17 protein-coding genes are annotated in these 18,703 nt (G+C 62.3%); 3 read left to right on the plus strand and 14 right to left on the minus strand.

The features are described from left to right. Position 1 precedes the first annotated feature (1 nt). The 3 genes from NUW13_14685 to NUW13_14695 form a co-directional block, all read right to left on the minus strand. Positions 2-1,168 carry a M48 family metallopeptidase gene (locus NUW13_14685; GenBank protein ID MCR4440266.1) on the minus strand — a complete coding sequence of 389 codons (1,167 nt, stop codon included), beginning with the start codon at positions 1,166-1,168 and terminating at the stop codon, positions 2-4. A 109-nt stretch (positions 1,169-1,277) separates the two neighbouring features. Continuing rightward, positions 1,278-3,344, minus strand: coding sequence for a S8 family serine peptidase (locus NUW13_14690; GenBank protein MCR4440267.1), 2,067 nt, complete (start codon positions 3,342-3,344; stop codon positions 1,278-1,280). Beyond that, the gene (locus NUW13_14695; protein ID MCR4440268.1) at positions 3,345-4,001 is read right to left on the minus strand and encodes a peptidylprolyl isomerase; all 657 of its coding nucleotides are present in this window, start codon (positions 3,999-4,001) and stop codon (positions 3,345-3,347) included. A 226-nt stretch (positions 4,002-4,227) separates the two neighbouring features. Between NUW13_14695 and NUW13_14700 the strand changes: the two genes are divergently transcribed. The 3 genes from NUW13_14700 (at position 4,228) to NUW13_14710 (ending at position 7,872) form a co-directional block, all read left to right on the plus strand. Beyond that, on the plus strand, positions 4,228-5,730 hold the full coding sequence (locus NUW13_14700) for a bifunctional metallophosphatase/5'-nucleotidase (GenBank protein MCR4440269.1): 1,503 nt from the start codon (positions 4,228-4,230) through the stop codon (positions 5,728-5,730). 70 nt (positions 5,731-5,800) lie between these two features. Next, positions 5,801-7,108, plus strand: coding sequence for an MFS transporter (locus tag NUW13_14705; GenBank protein MCR4440270.1), 1,308 nt, complete (start codon positions 5,801-5,803; stop codon positions 7,106-7,108). Positions 7,109-7,131: 23 nt separating this feature from the next. After that, positions 7,132-7,872, plus strand: coding sequence for a hypothetical protein (locus tag NUW13_14710; GenBank protein MCR4440271.1), 741 nt, complete (start codon positions 7,132-7,134; stop codon positions 7,870-7,872). A gap of 274 nt (positions 7,873-8,146) precedes the next feature. Here the strand turns inward: NUW13_14710 and NUW13_14715 are convergent, their stop codons facing one another. From NUW13_14715 to NUW13_14765, 11 genes are all read right to left on the minus strand, one after another. After that, the gene (locus NUW13_14715) at positions 8,147-8,428 is read right to left on the minus strand and encodes a co-chaperone GroES (GenBank protein MCR4440272.1); all 282 of its coding nucleotides are present in this window, start codon (positions 8,426-8,428) and stop codon (positions 8,147-8,149) included. Between the two features lie 55 nt (positions 8,429-8,483). Continuing rightward, complete coding sequence (locus tag NUW13_14720; GenBank protein MCR4440273.1) at positions 8,484-9,821, minus strand: P-loop NTPase; 1,338 nt, start codon at positions 9,819-9,821, stop codon at positions 8,484-8,486. A 137-nt stretch (positions 9,822-9,958) separates the two neighbouring features. Then, complete coding sequence (locus tag NUW13_14725; GenBank protein MCR4440274.1) at positions 9,959-10,471, minus strand: hypothetical protein; 513 nt, start codon at positions 10,469-10,471, stop codon at positions 9,959-9,961. After that, positions 10,468-11,727 carry an adenosylhomocysteinase gene (ahcY, locus tag NUW13_14730; protein ID MCR4440275.1) on the minus strand — a complete coding sequence of 420 codons (1,260 nt, stop codon included), beginning with the start codon at positions 11,725-11,727 and terminating at the stop codon, positions 10,468-10,470. The genes NUW13_14725 and ahcY overlap by 4 nt, the downstream gene beginning before the upstream one ends. A gap of 20 nt (positions 11,728-11,747) precedes the next feature. After that, the gene (gene metK, locus NUW13_14735) at positions 11,748-12,887 is read right to left on the minus strand and encodes a methionine adenosyltransferase (GenBank protein ID MCR4440276.1); all 1,140 of its coding nucleotides are present in this window, start codon (positions 12,885-12,887) and stop codon (positions 11,748-11,750) included. A gap of 110 nt (positions 12,888-12,997) precedes the next feature. Further along, positions 12,998-14,056, minus strand: coding sequence for a bifunctional phosphoglucose/phosphomannose isomerase (locus tag NUW13_14740; protein ID MCR4440277.1), 1,059 nt, complete (start codon positions 14,054-14,056; stop codon positions 12,998-13,000). Beyond that, positions 14,053-15,834, minus strand: a complete 1,782-nt coding sequence (gene ptsP, locus NUW13_14745; GenBank protein MCR4440278.1) for a phosphoenolpyruvate--protein phosphotransferase — start codon at positions 15,832-15,834, stop codon at positions 14,053-14,055. The genes NUW13_14740 and ptsP overlap by 4 nt, the downstream gene beginning before the upstream one ends. A gap of 18 nt (positions 15,835-15,852) precedes the next feature. After that, entirely contained in the window at positions 15,853-16,128 is a 276-nt protein-coding gene (locus NUW13_14750) for an HPr family phosphocarrier protein (GenBank protein MCR4440279.1), read from the minus strand. A 41-nt stretch (positions 16,129-16,169) separates the two neighbouring features. Continuing rightward, the gene (locus NUW13_14755) at positions 16,170-16,922 is read right to left on the minus strand and encodes a PTS system mannose/fructose/sorbose family transporter subunit IID (protein MCR4440280.1); all 753 of its coding nucleotides are present in this window, start codon (positions 16,920-16,922) and stop codon (positions 16,170-16,172) included. 18 nt (positions 16,923-16,940) lie between these two features. Continuing rightward, positions 16,941-17,609 (minus strand): PTS sugar transporter subunit IIC, encoded by a 669-nt coding sequence (locus NUW13_14760; GenBank protein ID MCR4440281.1) that lies wholly within the window; start codon positions 17,607-17,609, stop codon positions 16,941-16,943. Between the two features lie 116 nt (positions 17,610-17,725). Beyond that, the gene (locus NUW13_14765; protein ID MCR4440282.1) at positions 17,726-18,703 is read right to left on the minus strand and encodes a polyprenyl synthetase family protein; all 978 of its coding nucleotides are present in this window, start codon (positions 18,701-18,703) and stop codon (positions 17,726-17,728) included.

The following is an 18,703-nucleotide window of genomic DNA, read 5'->3' on the forward strand; positions in this document are numbered from 1 at the left end:
GCTACGCCCGTCCTGCCTCCGGAACACTCGGCAGCGTCTCCCCGCGCTCCGGTACCGCTTGCCGTGTGGCCATCTTCAGTCTACGCCGCAAGCTCGGATGGCTGGAGAAGAGGAACTCCACCGCCGGATGCGGGTCCGGATCGGACATGTTCATCACCCCCAGTCGCGCCAGGGCCGATCGGAAAGCCTCGCTCGAGCCCTGTTGCAAGGCGAACTGGTCGGCCTCCGCCTCAAAGCGCCGCGAGAGCGTATGCAGCGCAGGCGCGGTGAGCACCTGGTAGGCCGCGAAAAGGCAAATCAACAGCGGCAAGGAGGCAAAGCCATGCGGCGAGCCGGCGACCCTGGTCACCAGGCAGCCATAGAGCAACGCGCTGGCCCCCAGCCCCATGGTCACCTGAGCTGCAGTTGCGGCCAGCATCTTCCACAGGTGGCCGTGCACGTGATGGCCGAGCTCGTGGGCCACCACGCTCTCGATCTCCGCCGGTGTAAAGTGGTCAAGCAACGTGTCGCTGACCACGATGCGCCGCGTTCGCCCCATGCCCACCAGTGCCGCATTCGCCTTTCGCGACTTCTTGCTGAGGTCAAACCGCAACACCTCACTCACGCGCACGCCCAACGGTGAAGCCAGGCGGGATAGCCGCTCTTGCAGCTCCTGATCACCGATGGGCTGGAAGCGGTGAAAGAGCGGCAAGATTAGGCGCGGCCCAACCACGGTAAGCACGACGCTTATCGCCACCATTGCCGCCGCATACGGGGCCCACCAGGCAGTGGGCAACGTACGAAAAAGGTAAAAGAACAAGAACAACGCGGGCGCCCCTACCATCGCCGCAATCGCTACACCCTTTGCCTGCTCAAGCAACCACTGAGCGAAGCCCTGCGTACACAGGCCGTGGCGCCGCTCAAGGAAAAAGTCCCGCCACACCTCTAAGGGAGAGACGGCCACGAGCTGCGCGGACCCTACCAGGCATGCGAAAAGGAGGAAGGACAGATAGGGGTGAGCACACGCTGCGGTCGCCACTCCTTCCAGACGGACGGTCAGACCGCTGAGCACCGACCCCAGCAGGACGGCCCATGAGAGCACCGTCTCCGCAATCCCTAAGAGCAACTTGTTCCGTTGGTAGCGGGCTGCCTCACTGTCCACGGCCACCTCCTCACCGTCCCGCCGCACCTTCCTTCCCTCAGCTCTAATGTACGAATTTCTTGCCACTTTTTCAAGAGACAATTGCGACCATCGCCCCGCTTACCGCCCTCTCGCCACTTCCTGCTGGCGAGCAAGCTCACCTCGCCTTCACCACCTTCTGCACGCGCCACCTATCCCCGGCCTCCACCCGGCAGAAGTAGACGCCTGACGGCAGCGCCCTTCCCGCGTCATCATTGCCATGCCAGGTGAAGCGATGCACTCTCGCCGGTAGCGGGCGCCCGTCCACCACCGTCGCCACTCGTCGCCCGACAAGGTCGTAGATGCTCACGGAAACAACCGCGGGCTCGGGGAGCTCAATCTGGATCGTCACATATCTCCGATCTCCTGCTGGAAACGGATTCGGATACAGGGCACGCAGTTGAAAACTCACCGGCACCAGTGGCGATGGTGGCGCCGAGGAATCCCCTGGCAGATGAACCAGGCGCAGAGCGGAGTCGCCTGGCAGCAGATAGAAAAGGTTCTGCGGAGCCCCTTGTGGGTGCACAAAGACCTTGCCGCGCACATCCTGAGCGGCAAAGTACAAGAAGAGCGTATCGCCCTCCCCCGGACGAGGCAGTTCGGCGAAAAAGTGATGCTCTTTTTCCGCCGGCACCATGTACACCAGCTGGTCGGCTGCTGCCGCATGGCGGCCCCAGAGCACGGCCACGCCATCGGACACAATAGGCGGCTCGCCAGCCACGGCCAGGCGCACCTCCACCGTGTCGCCTGACCGAGAAGCAACCCATGGCCGTGGCGTGAAAGCCGGGCCGTAGTAGAGAAGGGCCTTCCAGGCGTCGACCAAACCCCAGCCATAGTCGTTGTCCGGGCTCTGCGCACGATCGGCCGTCCTCCTGAGCGCCTCGACGACTTGCATGGGCGTCAGGTATGGGTGAGCATCCAACATCAGCGCCACCACTCCTGAGAGCAGCGGACAGGAAAAGGAGGTACCGCTGCCTATGCGAAAGTCCGTGGCGTGCACCGGGCCGGCCATGTACACCCCCACCCCCATGGCCACCACGTCCGGCTTGGTGCGCCCGTCGGCAGTAGGACCCCGCGAACTGAACGAGGCCAAGACCCCGCTGCTGTTCACGGCCCCTACTGCGATCACGCTATCCCCGTCGGCCGGGGCGATAATGTAGCGCCAGGCACTATTGCCCTCGTTGCCCGCGCTGTTGACCACCACCACCCCCTTACCCACGGCAATGTCGGCGGCGCGAGTAGTCACCGCGGTGTTGCCGTCCATGTCCTGGTAGGTGTACCAATCAAGATAACCCAGGGAGCTGGAGACCACATCAGCCCCCATGGCCTCCAGCCACTCGATGCCCGCCACCCAAAAGTCCTCCTCGATGGCCGTCTCGCTGGGCACATACTCTGTCTTGGCCAGCAGGTACTCGGCACCGAAGGCGGGTCCGATGAGCCGTCCAGGGCTGAAACCGCCTATGACCGACAGCGTCCCGGTACCATGTTGGTCTTGGTTGGCGGCGTCTTGCCCTTCCTGGTTCTGGGTCACGCTGTCGCCGTTGATGAAATCGAACTCCGCCACCACGCGCAGGCGCTGAAAGGCCTCGTTGAGCTGGTGGCGAAAGCCGGTGTCCAACATGCCGATGCGCACCCCCGTGCCGTCGATGCCCAGGTCATGCACCTCAGGCACGCGCACCAGCCTGTTCTGCTCGTAGGAAGGGCCGTAATCCAGGGTGTGCTCCAGGCCTTTGCCCAGTCGGGGCTGTTCTGCGAGCGGCGCAGGCTCTGGCCTCGCCAACCGCACAGCCACCGGCTGCACCGCTCTCACGAAAGGCAGGCCGCGCACCGTCGCCAGCTGCGCCGTGTCCACCGCGGCACTCACCGCGTTCAGCCACCGCGAACTCACCAGCGGCTCAACTGCTAATGCGCGGAGCCTTTGCACATAGGGCTCGTAGACCTGGAGGTCCCTCTCATCGACAAGCGCCTGGGCTGGCAGCACCTTGGCCCGCCGCTCGAGCGCCCGCGGCGAAAGATGCTGCGATGCCGCGCCCGATTTCATCAGGGCCTCCGACTCCGACACAGGACCCTTGTCGACAAAAAAGATCCAATACCGCTGGCCCCCCGCGCGCCCGGGCATGGCACTGTCCAGGGGACCGAAAAGCGACAGCAAACCTGCGACGATTAGTCCAAGGCGGCGCGTCATCTACCGCTGCTCCATGTGGATCTCTTGGATGAAGAGCGGCGTCTTGGGCACCGCAAGCTGAGGATTGACTTGCACCGTCTCCAAGGCGTTGATCTTGTCCAACACCTCCATCCCCTGGATCACCCTGCCAAACACAGTGTACTGGCCGTCAAGGAAGGCAGTCCGTTGCCGTGACAGGCAGATGAAGAACTGACTCCCGGCGCTGTTCGGGTCTGGGGTGCGCGCCATGGAAAGGATGCCCTTGTCGTGCGGCACGTCGTTGAACTCGGCAGGCAAGGTGTAGCCCGGATTGCCGGTGCCATCGTTCTGTGGATCTGCGTCCCGAGAAAGGATGTCGCCTCCCTGTACCACAAAGTCCTTGATCAGCCGATGGAACTTGGTGCAGTTGTAGAAGCCGGCGTTCACCAGTCGTTTGAAGGCCGCGCAGTGCACAGGAGCCTTGTCCGGGAAAAACTCGATGACCATCGTACCCAAATTGGTGGTCATCACCGCCACTTCGTTGGCATTTAGCTGTTCAAGGGGCATTGCCTTCACCTTCTCTTTGAGTGCCTCGATCTGTTCTGCTGTCAGGGTCGGACACTCCTTGGCCTTCTTGGACGTGCAGGACGCCACTGCCAGCGCAGCAATGAGCGCGATGAGCATGAGTCGGGGGTACATAGCGGGTCCTCCTCGGGAAAAGTTCGCTCCTCGCATGCCACCTTCTGTCTGTCTGACGGCTGTCAAGTTACCAAAATGCTCCGTCAAAATCAAGCCCAAACACGACGCGACCCCCGCGCCGCACACTTTTCGGTTGCAAATGTAAGCGGAGTTTTCTATCTTGGTGTGACCTCACCGAAGCAAATGGTTGCTGCACACGTCTTCAACTGAGGAAAGGACGAGTTTGATGAGCACACGCAGGTGGCTGGTCTTTGCGCTGTCCGCTCTGACACTCACCTCCGCTGGTGCACAAGCGCCCCCGGCGGAGCTTGTCATCCTGCACACCAACGACATGCACGCGCAGTTCCTGCCCTCCTCGCCGGAGCAGGGCCGCACCAAGGTAGGCGGCATGGTGGCATTGGACTACTTCGTGCAGAAGGCGCGGAGTGAAGGGAAACCGACCCTCTTGCTGGATGCTGGCGACTATATGACCGGTACTCCTCTGGCAAGCATGGAGGCCCACGGTGCGCGCGGCGGCGGATTCGTGGAGATGATGAACCTCGTCGGCTACAACGCCGCCGCCTTAGGCAACCACGAGTTCGACAACGGCCAGGACAATCTCAAGAAGCTCATCGCCCTTGCCGACTTTGACGTGCTGTGCGCCAACCTCTGGCGCGGCGATTCGCTTTTCGCCCTGCTTCCCTACAAGGTCTACCAGGTGGGCTCTCTGCGGGTAGGCGTCATTGGCCTCATTCTGGAGAAACTTTTTGACGAAGTGGCACGGCGACAGGTGGAGGGACTGCGCGTGGAATCGGTCGTGCAGGCAGCGCAGCGAGCCATTGACGAGCTGGACCCAGTGACCGACCTCATCATCCTTCTCACGCACCAGGGCGACTATGAGGATCGCGCCTTAGCCAGCGCCATTCGCGGCGCGGATGTCATCATTGGCGGCCACAGCCACACGCGCATCCCCAATCCCCAGAAAGTTAACGGCGTCATCGTGGCGCAGACGGGCTCGAACCTGCAGAGTTTGGGTCGCCTCGACCTGCAAGTAGCCGCCGACTCGGTGGTGAGTTTCCGCGGGTCACTCATCCCCCTCCTGGTCGATAGCGTGCGCACGCCCAATTTGCGCATGGCGGAGCTGGTCGAGGGCTATCAGAAGCGCATCGACGAGGGTTACGGGCAAGTGATAGGCCGCCTTCTCACCGACTGGCGTGGGTCCCGGTACGGCGAAAGCAACGTGGGCAACTTTGTCGCCGACGTGATGCGCAAGGCAGTAGACGCCGATTTTGCCACCATCAACAGCGGCGGCATTCGCAAGAGCATCAAGGCGGGCCCGCTGCGCAAACTGGACATTGTCGAGCTCCTCCCCTTTGCCAACACCCTGGTGACCTTCGAGTGCACAGGCAAGGAGCTCCTCACCTTCTTGGAGTTCAACGCCAGAAACGTCGCCTGGCGACGCGGCGGCCTCATGCAGGTGTCAGGCCTCACCTGCGCTTACCAGGTGGCCGATAGCGTGGTGCGCGTGGTGAGCGCCTCAGTAGGCGGCAAGCCGATCAATCCTCGGGCCACCTACCGCGGCGTCACTGTGGACTTTGTGATCTACGGTCAGGCCGGAAGGTACATGGGCTTCGAGCCGAGGAACCCGCAGAACACGGGCCTCGTGCTGTCCGAGGTAGTCATCGACTACATCAAGAAGCACCCGCGCGTCTCTTCCAAGGTCGAAGGGCGCATCAGAAGAGTGGGTTAGGGCGTTTCCGGTCAGAAACTTGCGTTTGCGGAGATTCTGCAGAGCAGAAGCGGAAAGGAGAGAGTGAGCGGTGACAGAGCAGAGACATGAGGAGGCACCCCGCCATTCCTGGGCGTTCCGGCGGCGACGCTTCGCCAACTGGTTCCCCTTGGGGCTGACCTACGCCACGTTCTACATGGGCCGCTACAACCTGTACAATGCCAATCCGGAGCTGTGCAAGCAATTCAGCTGGAGTAATGAACAGATAGGCTGGATTATCACCGCCGGCTTCTGGACCTATGCCCTCAGCCTCATCTTCAACGGCCCTCTGACCGACAAGATCGGCGGCAAGAAGGCGATGCTCATCGGCGCCGCCGGCACCCTGACCATGAACTTGGCCATCGGCCTGATGTTGGGCCTGTCCGGCTGGCCTTTCAAAGTGCTCATCACCATGGCCATGCTCTTTGCCGTCAATAGCTACTTCCAGAGCTTCGGCGCCATCTCCATCGTCAAGGTGAATGCCCACTGGTTTCATGTGCGCGAGCGCGGGGTGTTTGGCGCCATTTTCGGGGCGATGATTCAAGGGGGCTACTACCTGGCCTATGGCGTGGGTGGGTTCATCTTGGTGCATTTGCCCCTGCAGTATGTGTTTCTCATCCCATCGGCGGCGATTGCCTTCATGGCGCTCATCGACCTTTTCGCTCTCAAGGACACACCCCAGGAGGCCGGGTTCCCGGAGCTGGAGACGCACGACGCCTCCTTTGGCGACGACGCGCCGGTGGACTGGGGCTTCATCGTCAAGAAGATTTTCACCAACCCCATCCTCATCACTATCGCCTTGGCTGAGTTTTGCACCGGCTTTGTGCGCTCCGGCGTGCTCGCCTGGTGGACAAAGTACCTGGACAACGTGTTTCAGATAGGCAAAGACACGGCCATTTTCAGATTCGTCTCCACGGGCATCCCGCTGGCAGGAATTGCCGGCGGCTTTGTGAGCGGCTTCCTGTCGGACAAGGTGTTTGGTTCGCGACGACCGCCGGTGGCCTTCCTCTTCTACTGCGGGCAGGTGCTCTTCCTGTTTGTGCTGGCCCAAGCAGGCAGTCCCTGGGCAGCGGCAGTTCTGATTGTGACGGTCAACTTTTTCATCAACGGCGTGCACGGAATTTTGTCGGGCACCTCTTCCATGGACTTTGGCGGGCGAAAAGGGGCAGCCAGCGCCACCGGCATGCTGGACGGCTGCCAGTATCTGGCCGCCGGCTTCGTCGGGTTCGCCATGGGCAGGCTGCTGGACACCTTAGGTTGGGGCGCCTGGGCCTACAGCATCATGGGCTTTGCCGTGATCGGCGCCTTCCTCATGACGCGCCTTTGGCGGGCAGTTCCGTCATCGGCCATCAAAGGGTAAAAGCAGCTTCAAGGAGGCTGAGCATGAGCCAGGAGCACAGCGGAAAATCGACCTTCGACGTCATCGTCCTCATCGCCCGGCCGGCCGCTGGCAAGTCGGAGGTCATCGACTTCCTCAAGAAAGTGGACGTCAATGAGCGCATCCGCCGCTTCCACATTGGCCAGTTCGAGGAGATCGACGACTTCCCTTACGTCTGGGAGACCTTCGAGATCGACGACATCCTGAGCCGCCACGGGCGCAAGCGGCTGTGGACCGATGAGCGCTACTACTTCACCGACGAGTGGGTGTGGAACCTGTTCATCGAACGCATCAACTTGGCCTACGCCAAGAAGTTGGCCAAAGACCCGGCCTACCACGAGCACACCACGGCCATTGTCGAGTTCGCGCGCGGGGGCAAGAATGGCTTCCGCGAGGCCTTTTCTTACCTCAGCGACGACATTCTGAAGCGCGCCGGGATTGTCTACATCAAGGTCTCCTACGAGGAATCGCTGCGCAAGAATCGCCTGCGCGCCCGGCCCGGCATGGAGGACTCGATCCTCTACCATTCGCTCCCGGACGAGAAGATGGAGTACTACTACAAGACCAACGACTGGGACGAATTGAGCGCCGCCGATCCGCATTTCATCACTATCAAGGGGCACCGGGTCCCGTACGCGGTGTTCGACAACGAGGCCGACCTGACCACCACGCACACCGAACTCTTAGGCCCTGCCCTTGAGCAGGTATTTGGCCACCTGTGGAAGCTGTGGGTCGCCTCGCGCTGAGGCTGATCCGCCCAAGTAGCTGGTACTCAGCGGGCAGTGTTGCAAAACAGGCGATGGAGGCGTGACCCCCAGGCGAGTGTTCAGCCAAGGACGGCGGCGTGCCTCCCACCGCCGAGTGGCAGTCTCAAGTCCCTCGCACCCCCTTCCGACGGGGAAGGCCCGCAGGTGTTCCCCCGACCGGCGACGCGTGTCCGTGGGGGGAGACAAGAAAAAGGCCGCCAAAGCTGAGAAGGGCGGCCGCGCGAATGCCCACGTATCGGCTCCGGCAGTCCTCCTACAGAACCGCCAGAATCTCGTCCTCGGTGAGGAAAAGGTACTCTTCGCCCTCAATAGTCCACTCGTTTCCGGCCCATTTGGCAAATAGCACGGTGTCACCCACCTTGACGCTGGGCGGAATGCGCTTGCCTTGCTTGTCGATGCGCCCCGTGCCCACGGCAATGACCTTGCCGCGCTGCGGGCGTTCCTTGGCCGTGTCCGGCACCACGATGGGGCCGCGCTGCGCCGGCTCCTCTACTCGTTGCACGAGAATCTTGTCGCCTAAGGGTCGGAGCTTCATCAGATTTTCTCCACTTGGGGCTGCCTCGGCGCTCCAATGGCAGCCCGGTTTCGCTTCAGCGATGGCGGAACAGAGGTTCCAGCTGCCGTACACTGCAGGGGTGGCCACCGTTCTGATACTCGCAGTCGCCCCAGTAGAAGCAACGCACCGAGCAGATGGTCTCGGACGCCTCCAGGGCTTGCTCCGGGTACTCCTCTGCGCTCTCTTTGGCCTCCTTGCGGATGCGGCGCCCGATGCGTCTGCCTTCCCAGCCTTGCTTGCCCAGAATCTTGAGGGAGATGATCTTTGCAAAGCTGCGCGATGCCTTGGAGCGCGGATTGTTGAGGATGAACGGCCGCAGGCGCTTGGAGGACTCGCGCACGCTCTCGTCGTATTCGATGTAGCCCAAATAGTCCACGTCGATGGAGAGAAGCTCAGCCGCAGCAGTTTTGATGGCCAAGCCGTCGCGCACCTCGTCGTGTTCATAGACCATGTTCAGCAGCAGCCGAGGACGAAAGCCCTCCAGCACCGCCTCGAAGGTGGCGCCAGCCGCCGCATCCACCTGCTGCACCTGCTTGAGAAGTTCCTCCATCGGCGTGCGCATGAGCCCCGCCTGGGTAAGCTGGTGCTGCTCCAAAAGCTTGAGCACTTCCGCATCATTGCGGAAGGTCAGGTACAGCTTGCGCAGGAGACACACCTTGAGGAAATTGAAGCACTCCTGCACCGCCATCGGGTCCGGGATAGTGACGACGATGCCCTCGTCACTGGCCAAAAAGAAGTCGATCACGTTGTAGCTGGAGCCAGCACCGAGGTCTAACAGGATGAAATCGGCATTGATGCCGCGCAATTGGTTGATGAACTTCAGCTTCTGCCAATAGCGCGGGTTGGCCAAGCCGAGGGTGCCGCATGCGCCGCTAATCATCTGCAGGTTTTCCACAGGCGTGTCCAGGATGATGTCTTCTAACCTCTCTCGGCGCAGGGTGTAAAAGTCAAAAAAGGTATATTGCGGCTCGATGATCCCCATGCAGGTGTGGAGGTTGGCCCCGCCCAAGTCGGCGTCCACCATCACCACGCGGTAGTCGAGGGCAGCCAAGCCCACGCCCAGGGAGGCGGTCACCACAGTCTTGCCCACGCCCCCTTTACCACTGCCCACGGCGATCACTCGCCGCTGGCGCGCAGAGGGCTCCGCCTCCGGGAAGATCTCGCGCAGCTCCGCCAGTTTGGCAGCTTCCACCCACTCCTCGAGTTCTGGATGCCACACCAGGTCCCGGGCGGTGAACTTGCCGCTCCTGGCCATCTCGCGCAGCTCGTGCTTGCTGAATGGACCAAACTGCCTGTCCGGCGTCTTGACGAAGATATTCCCCACCAGTGTGCCTAAGGAGCGACGTTTGCTCTGCATCGGCAGCGTGTTCATCTCACCCTATCCGACCTCTCCATTTCCACCGGCAGCTCCATCACCCCGACGCAACATCTGGACGAATCTGTTCTCTGCGCATCCATTAGCAGCACAAAGGTAGCAAAAACTGCGCTCCTGTGCAATCGGAAAGTTTCTCAACGCAGGGGAGCCTCCACCAGCAGCCGCACCTCGTTGCCTGATGTGTCGCGGTGCACAATCTGCACCCCGGGCACCGTTGCCTCCACGGAGCCGAAATCCGGCGTGCGGTAGTCATCCTTCCATTTCAGGAGCAGGGCAACCCAGCGATAGGCATCGGTCAACGCGGCGCGTTCGGCCGCCTGCAGGGCCGCCGGCCGGCTGGCTGCCCCGCTGGGGGCCAACCCACGCCCTGTGGCCCAGAGGCGCCGCCCTGCCGTATCGACTGCGGCTATCACCAATTCGCGGCGCAGTTCGGGGTCCGCGGGGTTGGCGCGCACCCGCTCCTGCAGCTCTCCAATCTGCTGGAAAAGGGCAGCGTAGTCACTCTTGAAGCTGGCACTCTCCTCTGGCGCCACCTGACCGCGCTCTTCGTTCTTGCGGCCGCAACCCCATGGCGCTGCCCACAACACGGAAAGCACGCACAGGGCCAGCAGGACCCTCCCCCTGCCGACTGCACCAGCCTTGCTCATGTTCCCATCTCCCAGGAGGCCAGATACTGGCGCTGCTCTTCGGTCAGCTCGTCGATGGTGATGCCCATGGTTTGCAGCTTGAGCCGGGCGATCCAGTCCTCGATCTCCGGCGGCACGCGGTGCACCTTCACCTCCAAAGCGCCAGCCTTCTGCACGACCCACTCGGCGGCCAGCGCTTGCGTGGCAAAGCTCATATCCATCACCGAGGCAGGATGTCCCTCCGCTGCGGCCAAATTCACCAGGCGCCCCTCTGCTACCAAATTGATGCGGCGCCCGTCAGCCAGCACGTACTGATCCACAAAGCGGCGCACCCCTTTGCGACACTCCACGGCCATCGCCTCCAGGCCAGGGATGTCGATCTCCACGTTGAAGTGGCCGGAATTGGCCACGGTGGCGCCGTCTTTCATCACGGCAAAGTGCTCAGGGCGGATGACGTTGATGTCGCCGGTAACCGTGCAGAAGAGGTCGCCGATCTTGGCGGCCTCGGCCATGGGCATGACCCGGAAGCCATCCATGGCGGCCTCCAAGGCCCGGATGGGATCCACCTCGGTGATGACCACGTTAGCGCCCATTCCTTTGCAGCGCGCCGAGAAGCCCTTGCCGCACCAGCCGTAGCCGGCCACGACTACCGTCTTTCCAGCCAGCAGGATATCGGTTGCCCTGATCAGGCCATCCACCGTGGACTGTCCGGTGCCGTAGCGGTTGTCGAACAGGTTCTTGGTGAGAGCGTCATTGACGGCGATGACCGGGAACTTCAATGCACCGTCGCGCTCCATAGCCCGCAGGCGGATCACCCCTGTGGTGGTCTCTTCCATACTTCCCATGACCTGGGGCCAGAGGTCCGGGTAATCGAAATGGATGGTGGAAACCAAATCGGCGCCGTCATCCATGGTGATGACCGGCCCATGCGCAATCGCCGCGCGAATGTGGCGATAGTAGGTCTCGTTGTCCTCGCCTTTGATGGCAAAGGTGGGGATGCCATAGCTGCTCACCAGGGCAGCCGCCACGTCGTCCTGGGTGGACAGAGGATTGGAGGCGCACAGCACCACTTCGGCGCCACCTGCTTGAAGCGTGCGCATGAGGTTGGCCGTCTCGGCAGTGACATGGAGGCATGCCGAAAGACGCTTGCCTTGCAGGGGCTTTTCCTTGGCAAATCGTTCGCGGATCAGCCGCAGCACCGGCATGTCGTTGTCAGCCCAGGCAATGCGCCGGACGCCCTCCTCCGCTAAGCGCAAGTCCTTGACGTCATAGTCCACCGCTCTCCTCCGTCCGTTGGTCATGCGTCCTTGGCCAGGTCTTTGGCCTTGTCGGTGCGCTCCCAGGTGAATTCCTTCTCGGAGCGCCCGAAGTGCCCGTATGCGGCAGTCGCCCTGTAGATTGGTCGGCGCAAGTCCAACATCTCGATCATGCCGCCCGGAGTCAGGTCAAAGTGTTTACGCACCAGTTCCACGATGCGGGAATCCGGCACCTTGCCTGTGCCGAAGGTGTCAACGCTAATGGAGACCGGCTCCGCCACGCCGATGGCGTAGGCCACCTGCAGCTCGCATTTGTCCGCGAGGCCTGCGGCCACGATGTTCTTGGCCACGTAGCGCGCCGCGTACGAGGCCGAGCGATCGACCTTGGTGGGGTCCTTGCCAGAAAAACACCCACCCCCGTGGCGCGCATAGCCGCCATAGGTGTCAACGATGATTTTTCTGCCCGTCAGGCCGGTATCGCCTTGCGGGCCACCGATTACGAAGCGACCAGTCGGGTTCACATAGTATCTGATGGCATCCGGCTGGATCAAGGACGGCGGAATGGTCGCCAAAATGACGTGCTCGATGATGTCATCGCGAAGCTGGTCGTAGGAGACATCTGGTTCGTGCTGCGCGGAGATCACCACTGCCTCGACCCGCGCCGGTTTGCCGTCGGCATAGCGCACAGTGACTTGCGACTTGCCGTCCGGCCGCAGGTAGGGCAGCTTGCCGGTCTTGCGCACCTCGGCCGACCTGCGCGTCAGCTTATGGGCCAGCATGATGGGCAGGGGCATGAGCTCCGGCGTCTCGTTGATGGCAAAGCCGAACATCATCCCTTGGTCGCCCGCCCCGGCGCGATCCACGCCGAGCGCAATGTCCGGCGACTGCTGGTCAATGGTGGTGATGACTGCGCAGGTGGCGTGGTCAAACCCGTAGCGCGCGTCCGTGTAGCCAATCGTGCGGATGACCTCGCGCACCAACGTGGGGATGTCCACGTAGCAGTCCGTGGTAATCTCGCCGCCCACCAAGGCAAGGCCGGTGGTGACAAAGGTCTCGCATGCAACTCGACCAACAGGATCCTGCTCGAACACTGCGTCCAGAACCGCATCGGAAATCTGATCGGCGATCTTGTCCGGATGGCCCTCGGTCACCGACTCCGAGGTGAAGAGTCCATCAACCATGGGGTATTCTCTCCCTGTGCAAGTGAAGTGTAGTGCGGCGCCTGCTTCCCTGGTCAGTTGCCTTTCGCCGCATGAATTACCAGCATCCCCCGCAATTGCAGACGACAAGATTACAACTTGTGCAAATGCTCCTTGAGCAGATCGATGTTCTCCACCGGGGTGGGATCCACGCCGTTGTAGAGCGCCAAGTAGTAGCTCACCCAGTCCCCGAGGTGAATGAGCGAGAGGATGCGCGCCAGGCGTGATCTGCCCTGGGCAAAAAGTTCAACCGGCGCGCTGGAGTAGCGAGCGATGAACTCCTTGATGAACTCCATGCGCACCTGCACGCGCGCGTGGTCCCCGCTGTCGCGCAACAGCACTACCTGCACCATCCGCTGTACCGGCTTTAACAACCCCCATCCGACAATCTCATTGTGGTTCATTTCCGGCAGGGTGCTGCTATAAGCGAGCACCTTGCTGTTTTCGGAAAGCTGTCCCCGCCAGCGCATGCCGACGACCTCAAAGGCATTCGCCGTGTAGACGAGGGGTAACTTACCCTTGAGCCGCTCGGCCACGCTGAGCGCCACGTTGCCCTGCTGGGCTTTGCCATACTCGGCAGCCAGCGAGGCCAGCAGCCCAGTCGCCTCCTCAATCGCCCGCTCCTGGGCAGGAACCAGTCCCAGTTTTTCCAGCACCGCCAGCGGGGGCATGCTCAGATACGCCAAAGCCGTGCGCGGCGGATAGCCCTGGGGAATGGTCACCTGCGGCACGTCGTCTGCCTGGGCGCACCTGGCGAGCTCGCCACCGGAGGTCACGCACAGAAGCTTTGCCCCACGCTCTTTGGCCTCGTGGTAAGCCGACAGCGTCTCTTCGGTGTTCCCAGAGTAGCTCGAGGCAATCACCAGAGCGTCGCGACCGACAAAGGCCGGGTTGCCATAGTCGCGGTTGACGACGATGGGAACCTTGATGACGTCGGACAGGTAGCAACGGAGCAGGTCGCCACCGATAGCAGAGCCGCCCATGCCTAAGAACACTACCACCTGCACGCGAGAATAGTCGGCAGGCACGGCAACGCCCTGGCCGAGTCGATACCCCTCGGCAAGCTGCGTGTGGAAAGCGCCGATGATCTCCCGCATGCCCGCCCTGTCTAGCGCGAAATCAGGTCCGCTCTGTGACTTGTCTCCCTTCACGAGGCCTCCAGCAAGTCCGGGAACTTTTGCCGCATCACCCCCTGGAGGTAGGCCTTTATGTCGGCAGCTGAGCGCAGGCGCAACACCTCCTCTGCTACCTTTCGCGCGTCTTCGTAGGAAATGGCGCGCACGATCTCCTTAACACGCGGCAGGTCCAGGGGGCTGACGCTGAGCTCGTCCAGGTCGAGGCCCACCAGCAGCATGGCCGCCAGCGGGTCGCTGGCCATCTCGCCACACATGCCCACCCAGATGCCGCGTTCGTGACCGGCTTCCACCACATGTTTGATCAGGCGCAGCACCGCAGGATGATAGGCCTCGAACAGATGCGCCACGCGCTGGTTGCCCCGATCCGCCGCTAAGGTGTACTGAATGAGGTCGTTGGTGCCGATGCTCAGGAAATCCACCTCGGCTGCCAGCTGGTCGGCGGTGAGCGCCGCAGAAGGCACCTCGATCATGATGCCCAGCTCGAGGTCGCGGTCATAGTCCAGACCCTGCTCATCCAATTCCTTTTTGACCTCGGCGATCACCCTCTTGGCCTGCAGCAGCTCATCCAGGGAGGAGATCATCGGCAGCAGCAGGCGCGCCTGCCCATGCGCACTGGCGCGCAGGATGGCCCGCAGTTGCGTCTTAAAGAGCTCGGTATGCTCCAGGCAGATGCGAATGGCGCGTCGGCCAAGAAACGGGTTCGCCTCCGGCTGACCATTGCCCTCCTCTGCGATTTTGTCGCCTCCCAAGTCAAAGGTGCGAATGATCACCGGATTGGGAGCCACACCCTCTACCACCATGCGATAGGCGTTGTACTGCTCCTCCTCAGTGGGCAGGCCCTTGCCGGAAAGGTAGAGGTACTCGGTGCGGAACAGGCCAACCCCCTGCGCACCGTGGGCCACCACAGAGTCGATCTCCTCCGGGAACTCGATGTTTGCTGAAAGCTCGACGTCTTTGCCATCCAAGGTGCGCGCTGGCAGCTCCCGCAGCCTTTCCAGGCGCTGCTGCAGTTGCGCAAACTCCGCCCGCCGGCGACGATACTCCTCAATCACCTCCGGCGACGGGTGGATGACCACGGTGCCGCGCAGACCGTCCAGGATCATCATGTCACCGGTCTGCACCACGGCCGAAATCCTGCGCAGGCCCACCACCGAGGGGAGTTCCAGGGAGCGCGCGAGAATTGCCGCATGCGAAGTGCGCCCACCAAGGTCGGTGGCAAACCCCAGCACCTTTGCCTTGTCCAGGGAGACGGTGTCAGACGGCGAAAGGTCACTGGCCACGATGATCGCCGGCTCGGCCAGCGGGGCTAAGTGGTCCGGCCGCTGCCCCTGGATGTGGCGGATGACCCGACGCTTCACGTCGCGCACATCGGCAGCGCGGGCGCGCAGATATTCATCCCCGCCGGAGGCCAACGAGCTCTGCATGGCCCGCATGACTTCGTAGAAGATCAGGTCGGCGTTCTTGCGCTCGCTGCGAATGCGACGGATGGTCTCGTCGATGACCACCTCGTCCTCCAGCATCAACTGGTGAGCCTCAAAGACCTTGGCGCTCTCCTCGCCCAAGTCTCTCCCCACCTCGTGGCGGATGCGTTCCAGCTCTTGTCGCGCCTGTTCCACCGCCCGCTTGAGTCGCTCGATCTCGGTAGGCACCTCTTCCTCGGACAGATCGCGCGGAAAGATGTGCACCACGTCCCCACCCAGGACAAAGGCCTTGCCGATGGCGATGCCCGGTGAGGCGGCGATGCCTTGGAGCGTCTGCTCCTGTTTCGACTGGTCTACTTCTCCCACGCCCATCTCCCCTCCCGTGAGAACCTACTGCTCATCGAAGGTGCGCACGCTTATCAGCTCCTCCAGTGCCGCCATGGCCTCTTGTTCATCCACGCCATCGACCCTGACGGTGATGGTGCTGCCCATCTCCGCCGCCAAGGTCATCACGCCCATGATGCTCTTGCCGTTGACTTCGCGGCCGTCTTCATTCTTGGACACATAGACCTGCGACTTGAACTTGCCTGCGGTCTTGACAAACAGGGCCGCCGGCCGCGCGTGCAGCCCCAATTGGTTCTTGATTGTGAACCGCTTGACAATCATGGGCGGTTGCGCCAACTCTCCTTTGCGGCCCAGGCCATCGTTCAGCCAATGGCCGCGCCCAAGAGCACCCCAGTCACCAGGAGGGCGAGCACCACTGCCGGTACGGAGACCTTGCCGCTGCGCAGCGCCGCACAGGAAAGCAGCGCCGAGCCCGCACCCACCGCCAGGGAGGAGGCCGCGCCAGGCCCCAGCCACTTGGCACCGCTCGCCAGCAGAAGGCCGACAATGCCCGCTCCGGCAGTTGCTAAGCGATCGGCATACGGCTGAAACCTGCGCACCGAGATCCTTCTGACCACATCAAAGCCCTCGCGAAAGCCTTGGAACAACACATGAGCCCGGAACCACAAGTGCGGCACATTGTACACCAGCAAGAAGGCTATCACCCCCCACCAGCCGAGATGCATCGCCAAAATGACCCCTATCATGGCTGCTATGGGCTTGGCGCGGGACCAAAACAGCGTGTCGCCGATGGCGCCTAGGGGGCCACACAGCCGCTCTTTGAACAGGCGAATTGGCCGATCCTCTGTCCAGTTCTGCGCCACGGCCTGCTGCTCCAACTTGGCCACTGCGCCCAACACCCACGCAGCGGTAAACGGATGGGTGTTGAAAAACTGCAGGTGGCGCTGCAGGAAGGCCCGGCGCTGTTCTTCTGTTCTGGCCACCCTCCTGGCGATGGGGAGGATGGCAAAGCAGAAGCCCAAGGCGAGCATGCGCTCAAAATTCCATGAGCCCTGAATAAAAAAGGAGCGCCACCACACCCGCCAGAGATCACCGGTTCGCACCACTTCATGCATGGCTGCCGCCTTGCACCTTCACGCCAGGTAAAGGTAAAGCAAACCCGCTCCCAAACCAGCAGTCGCTGCCCACACATTCCTCCGCGAAAGGAGCAGCATGCACACGGCGCCGACGCCTGCGCCGATGAGCATTGCGCGTGTGAAGCCGAACGCCCCATCCCAGGAGGCGGGCACAACGGCGATTGCCTTGGAAAGTAGCCACAGGCCCACCACGGTAGCGACTGCGGTCAGGAGCGCCCCGGCCGCAAAGGAGAGCGCCATAGCCACCACGTGGCAGGTGGCCACCCCGGCCACATCGCCGCGCGCCGCCGCAGCATCGGCCCGATGCAGGAGAAGGACGTTGGCACGCCTGCAGCCGGTAACCACGGACCCGCCAATAACGGCTACCATCACGCCCCAGGCGACGGCCGCAAAGAGCTGCACGTCCGGACGATTGCTCGCCCGACCAAGCCAGATGGCCACACTGGCGCTCACCAGGGCACCCACGTTCCCCTCACTGACGCGCACCCCGCCCACCGGCACTTCAGCCAGCCAGAGCAGCTCAAGCAGTATGCCTATGGTCAGCCCCATCGGTACGTCGTGGAGCACAAGCCCAGCCAACGTGCATGCCACCAGCGGATGGGAAATCAGCACCTGGAAGGCAGCGGTGGTGTCGCTGGCGACCACGCCCCCGATGAGACAAATCAACAACACTTCTTGTGAAGGGGGTGCCATTGCGCGCAAACAGCCTCTTGAATTATACGCAATTCCGGCCTAAGAATCAATCGCAAAACTGCGCGAGCTTGGGTACCGAGCCCAGCCTGTCATGCAACCCGGGCCACCAGCTGCTCGCTCAGCTCCGCAAGGGCCTCCACCGCCGGACAGGGTCGCAAGGAGGAGAGTGCCTCCCGCGCTGCCTGCAGCTCCGCTGGGACCAACGCCTCCGCTTGAGCAATGACGCCCAATCTCCGGAACAACTCCTCCACCCTATCCAACTCCTCGCCGGTCAGAGGCCTCCCGAAGTGGGCCATGAGCCACTCCCGCTGTTCGGAGGACATGAGGGGCTGCGCAGCCACGACCAGAAAGGTCTTCTTCCCCTGCGTCAGATCGCTCCCACGCGGCTTTCCAGAGACTGCCGCCGGCGAAAGAAGGTCGAGCAAATCGTCCTGCACCTGAAAAGCGATGCCCAAATGAGTGCCATACTCGCGCAGCGCCGCCACCTCTGTTTTGCTCCCTCCGCCGGCCAGTCCACCCAGTTCGCACGAGGTTGCCAGTAGGCACGCAGTCTTTTTGCGAACCATGAGCAGATAGTCGTCCATGCTCACCGCCGGGCGGGACTCAAACTCCTTGTCGAGAGCTTGGCCTTCGCACACTTCCACGATCCCCTGCGTGAACACCCGCGCCATCTCTGCCAGATGCGGCAAAGGCGGACTGAGGAGCGCACGATAGGACAGGCCCACCAGGCCGTCTCCGGCCAGTATGGCCGTGCCCACATCCCATTTGACGTGCACGGTGGGGCGACCGCGCCGCGTATCGTCATGGTCCATGATGTCGTCATGGACCAGGGTAAAGGTGTGCAGAAGCTCCACCGCCACTGCTGCCGGCACGGCCGCTGCCACCTGGCCGCCCACCGCCTCCGCAGAAAGGAGGACCAACAACGGGCGAATCCTCTTGCCGCCGCTGTCGATCAGGTAGCGCATTGGCTCGTAGAGAAGTCCCGGTTCCTGCGGTGCACAGATTTCCGCCAGCGGCCTTGCTAACAAGGCACGCAGTTCCCGGGCCTTCTCCTCGAGGACTCCCAC

The sequence above is a fragment of the candidate division KSB1 bacterium genome, assembly GCA_024655945.1.
Taxonomy (GTDB): Bacteria; Zhuqueibacterota; Zhuqueibacteria; order JANLFK01; family Oleimicrobiaceae; genus Oleimicrobium.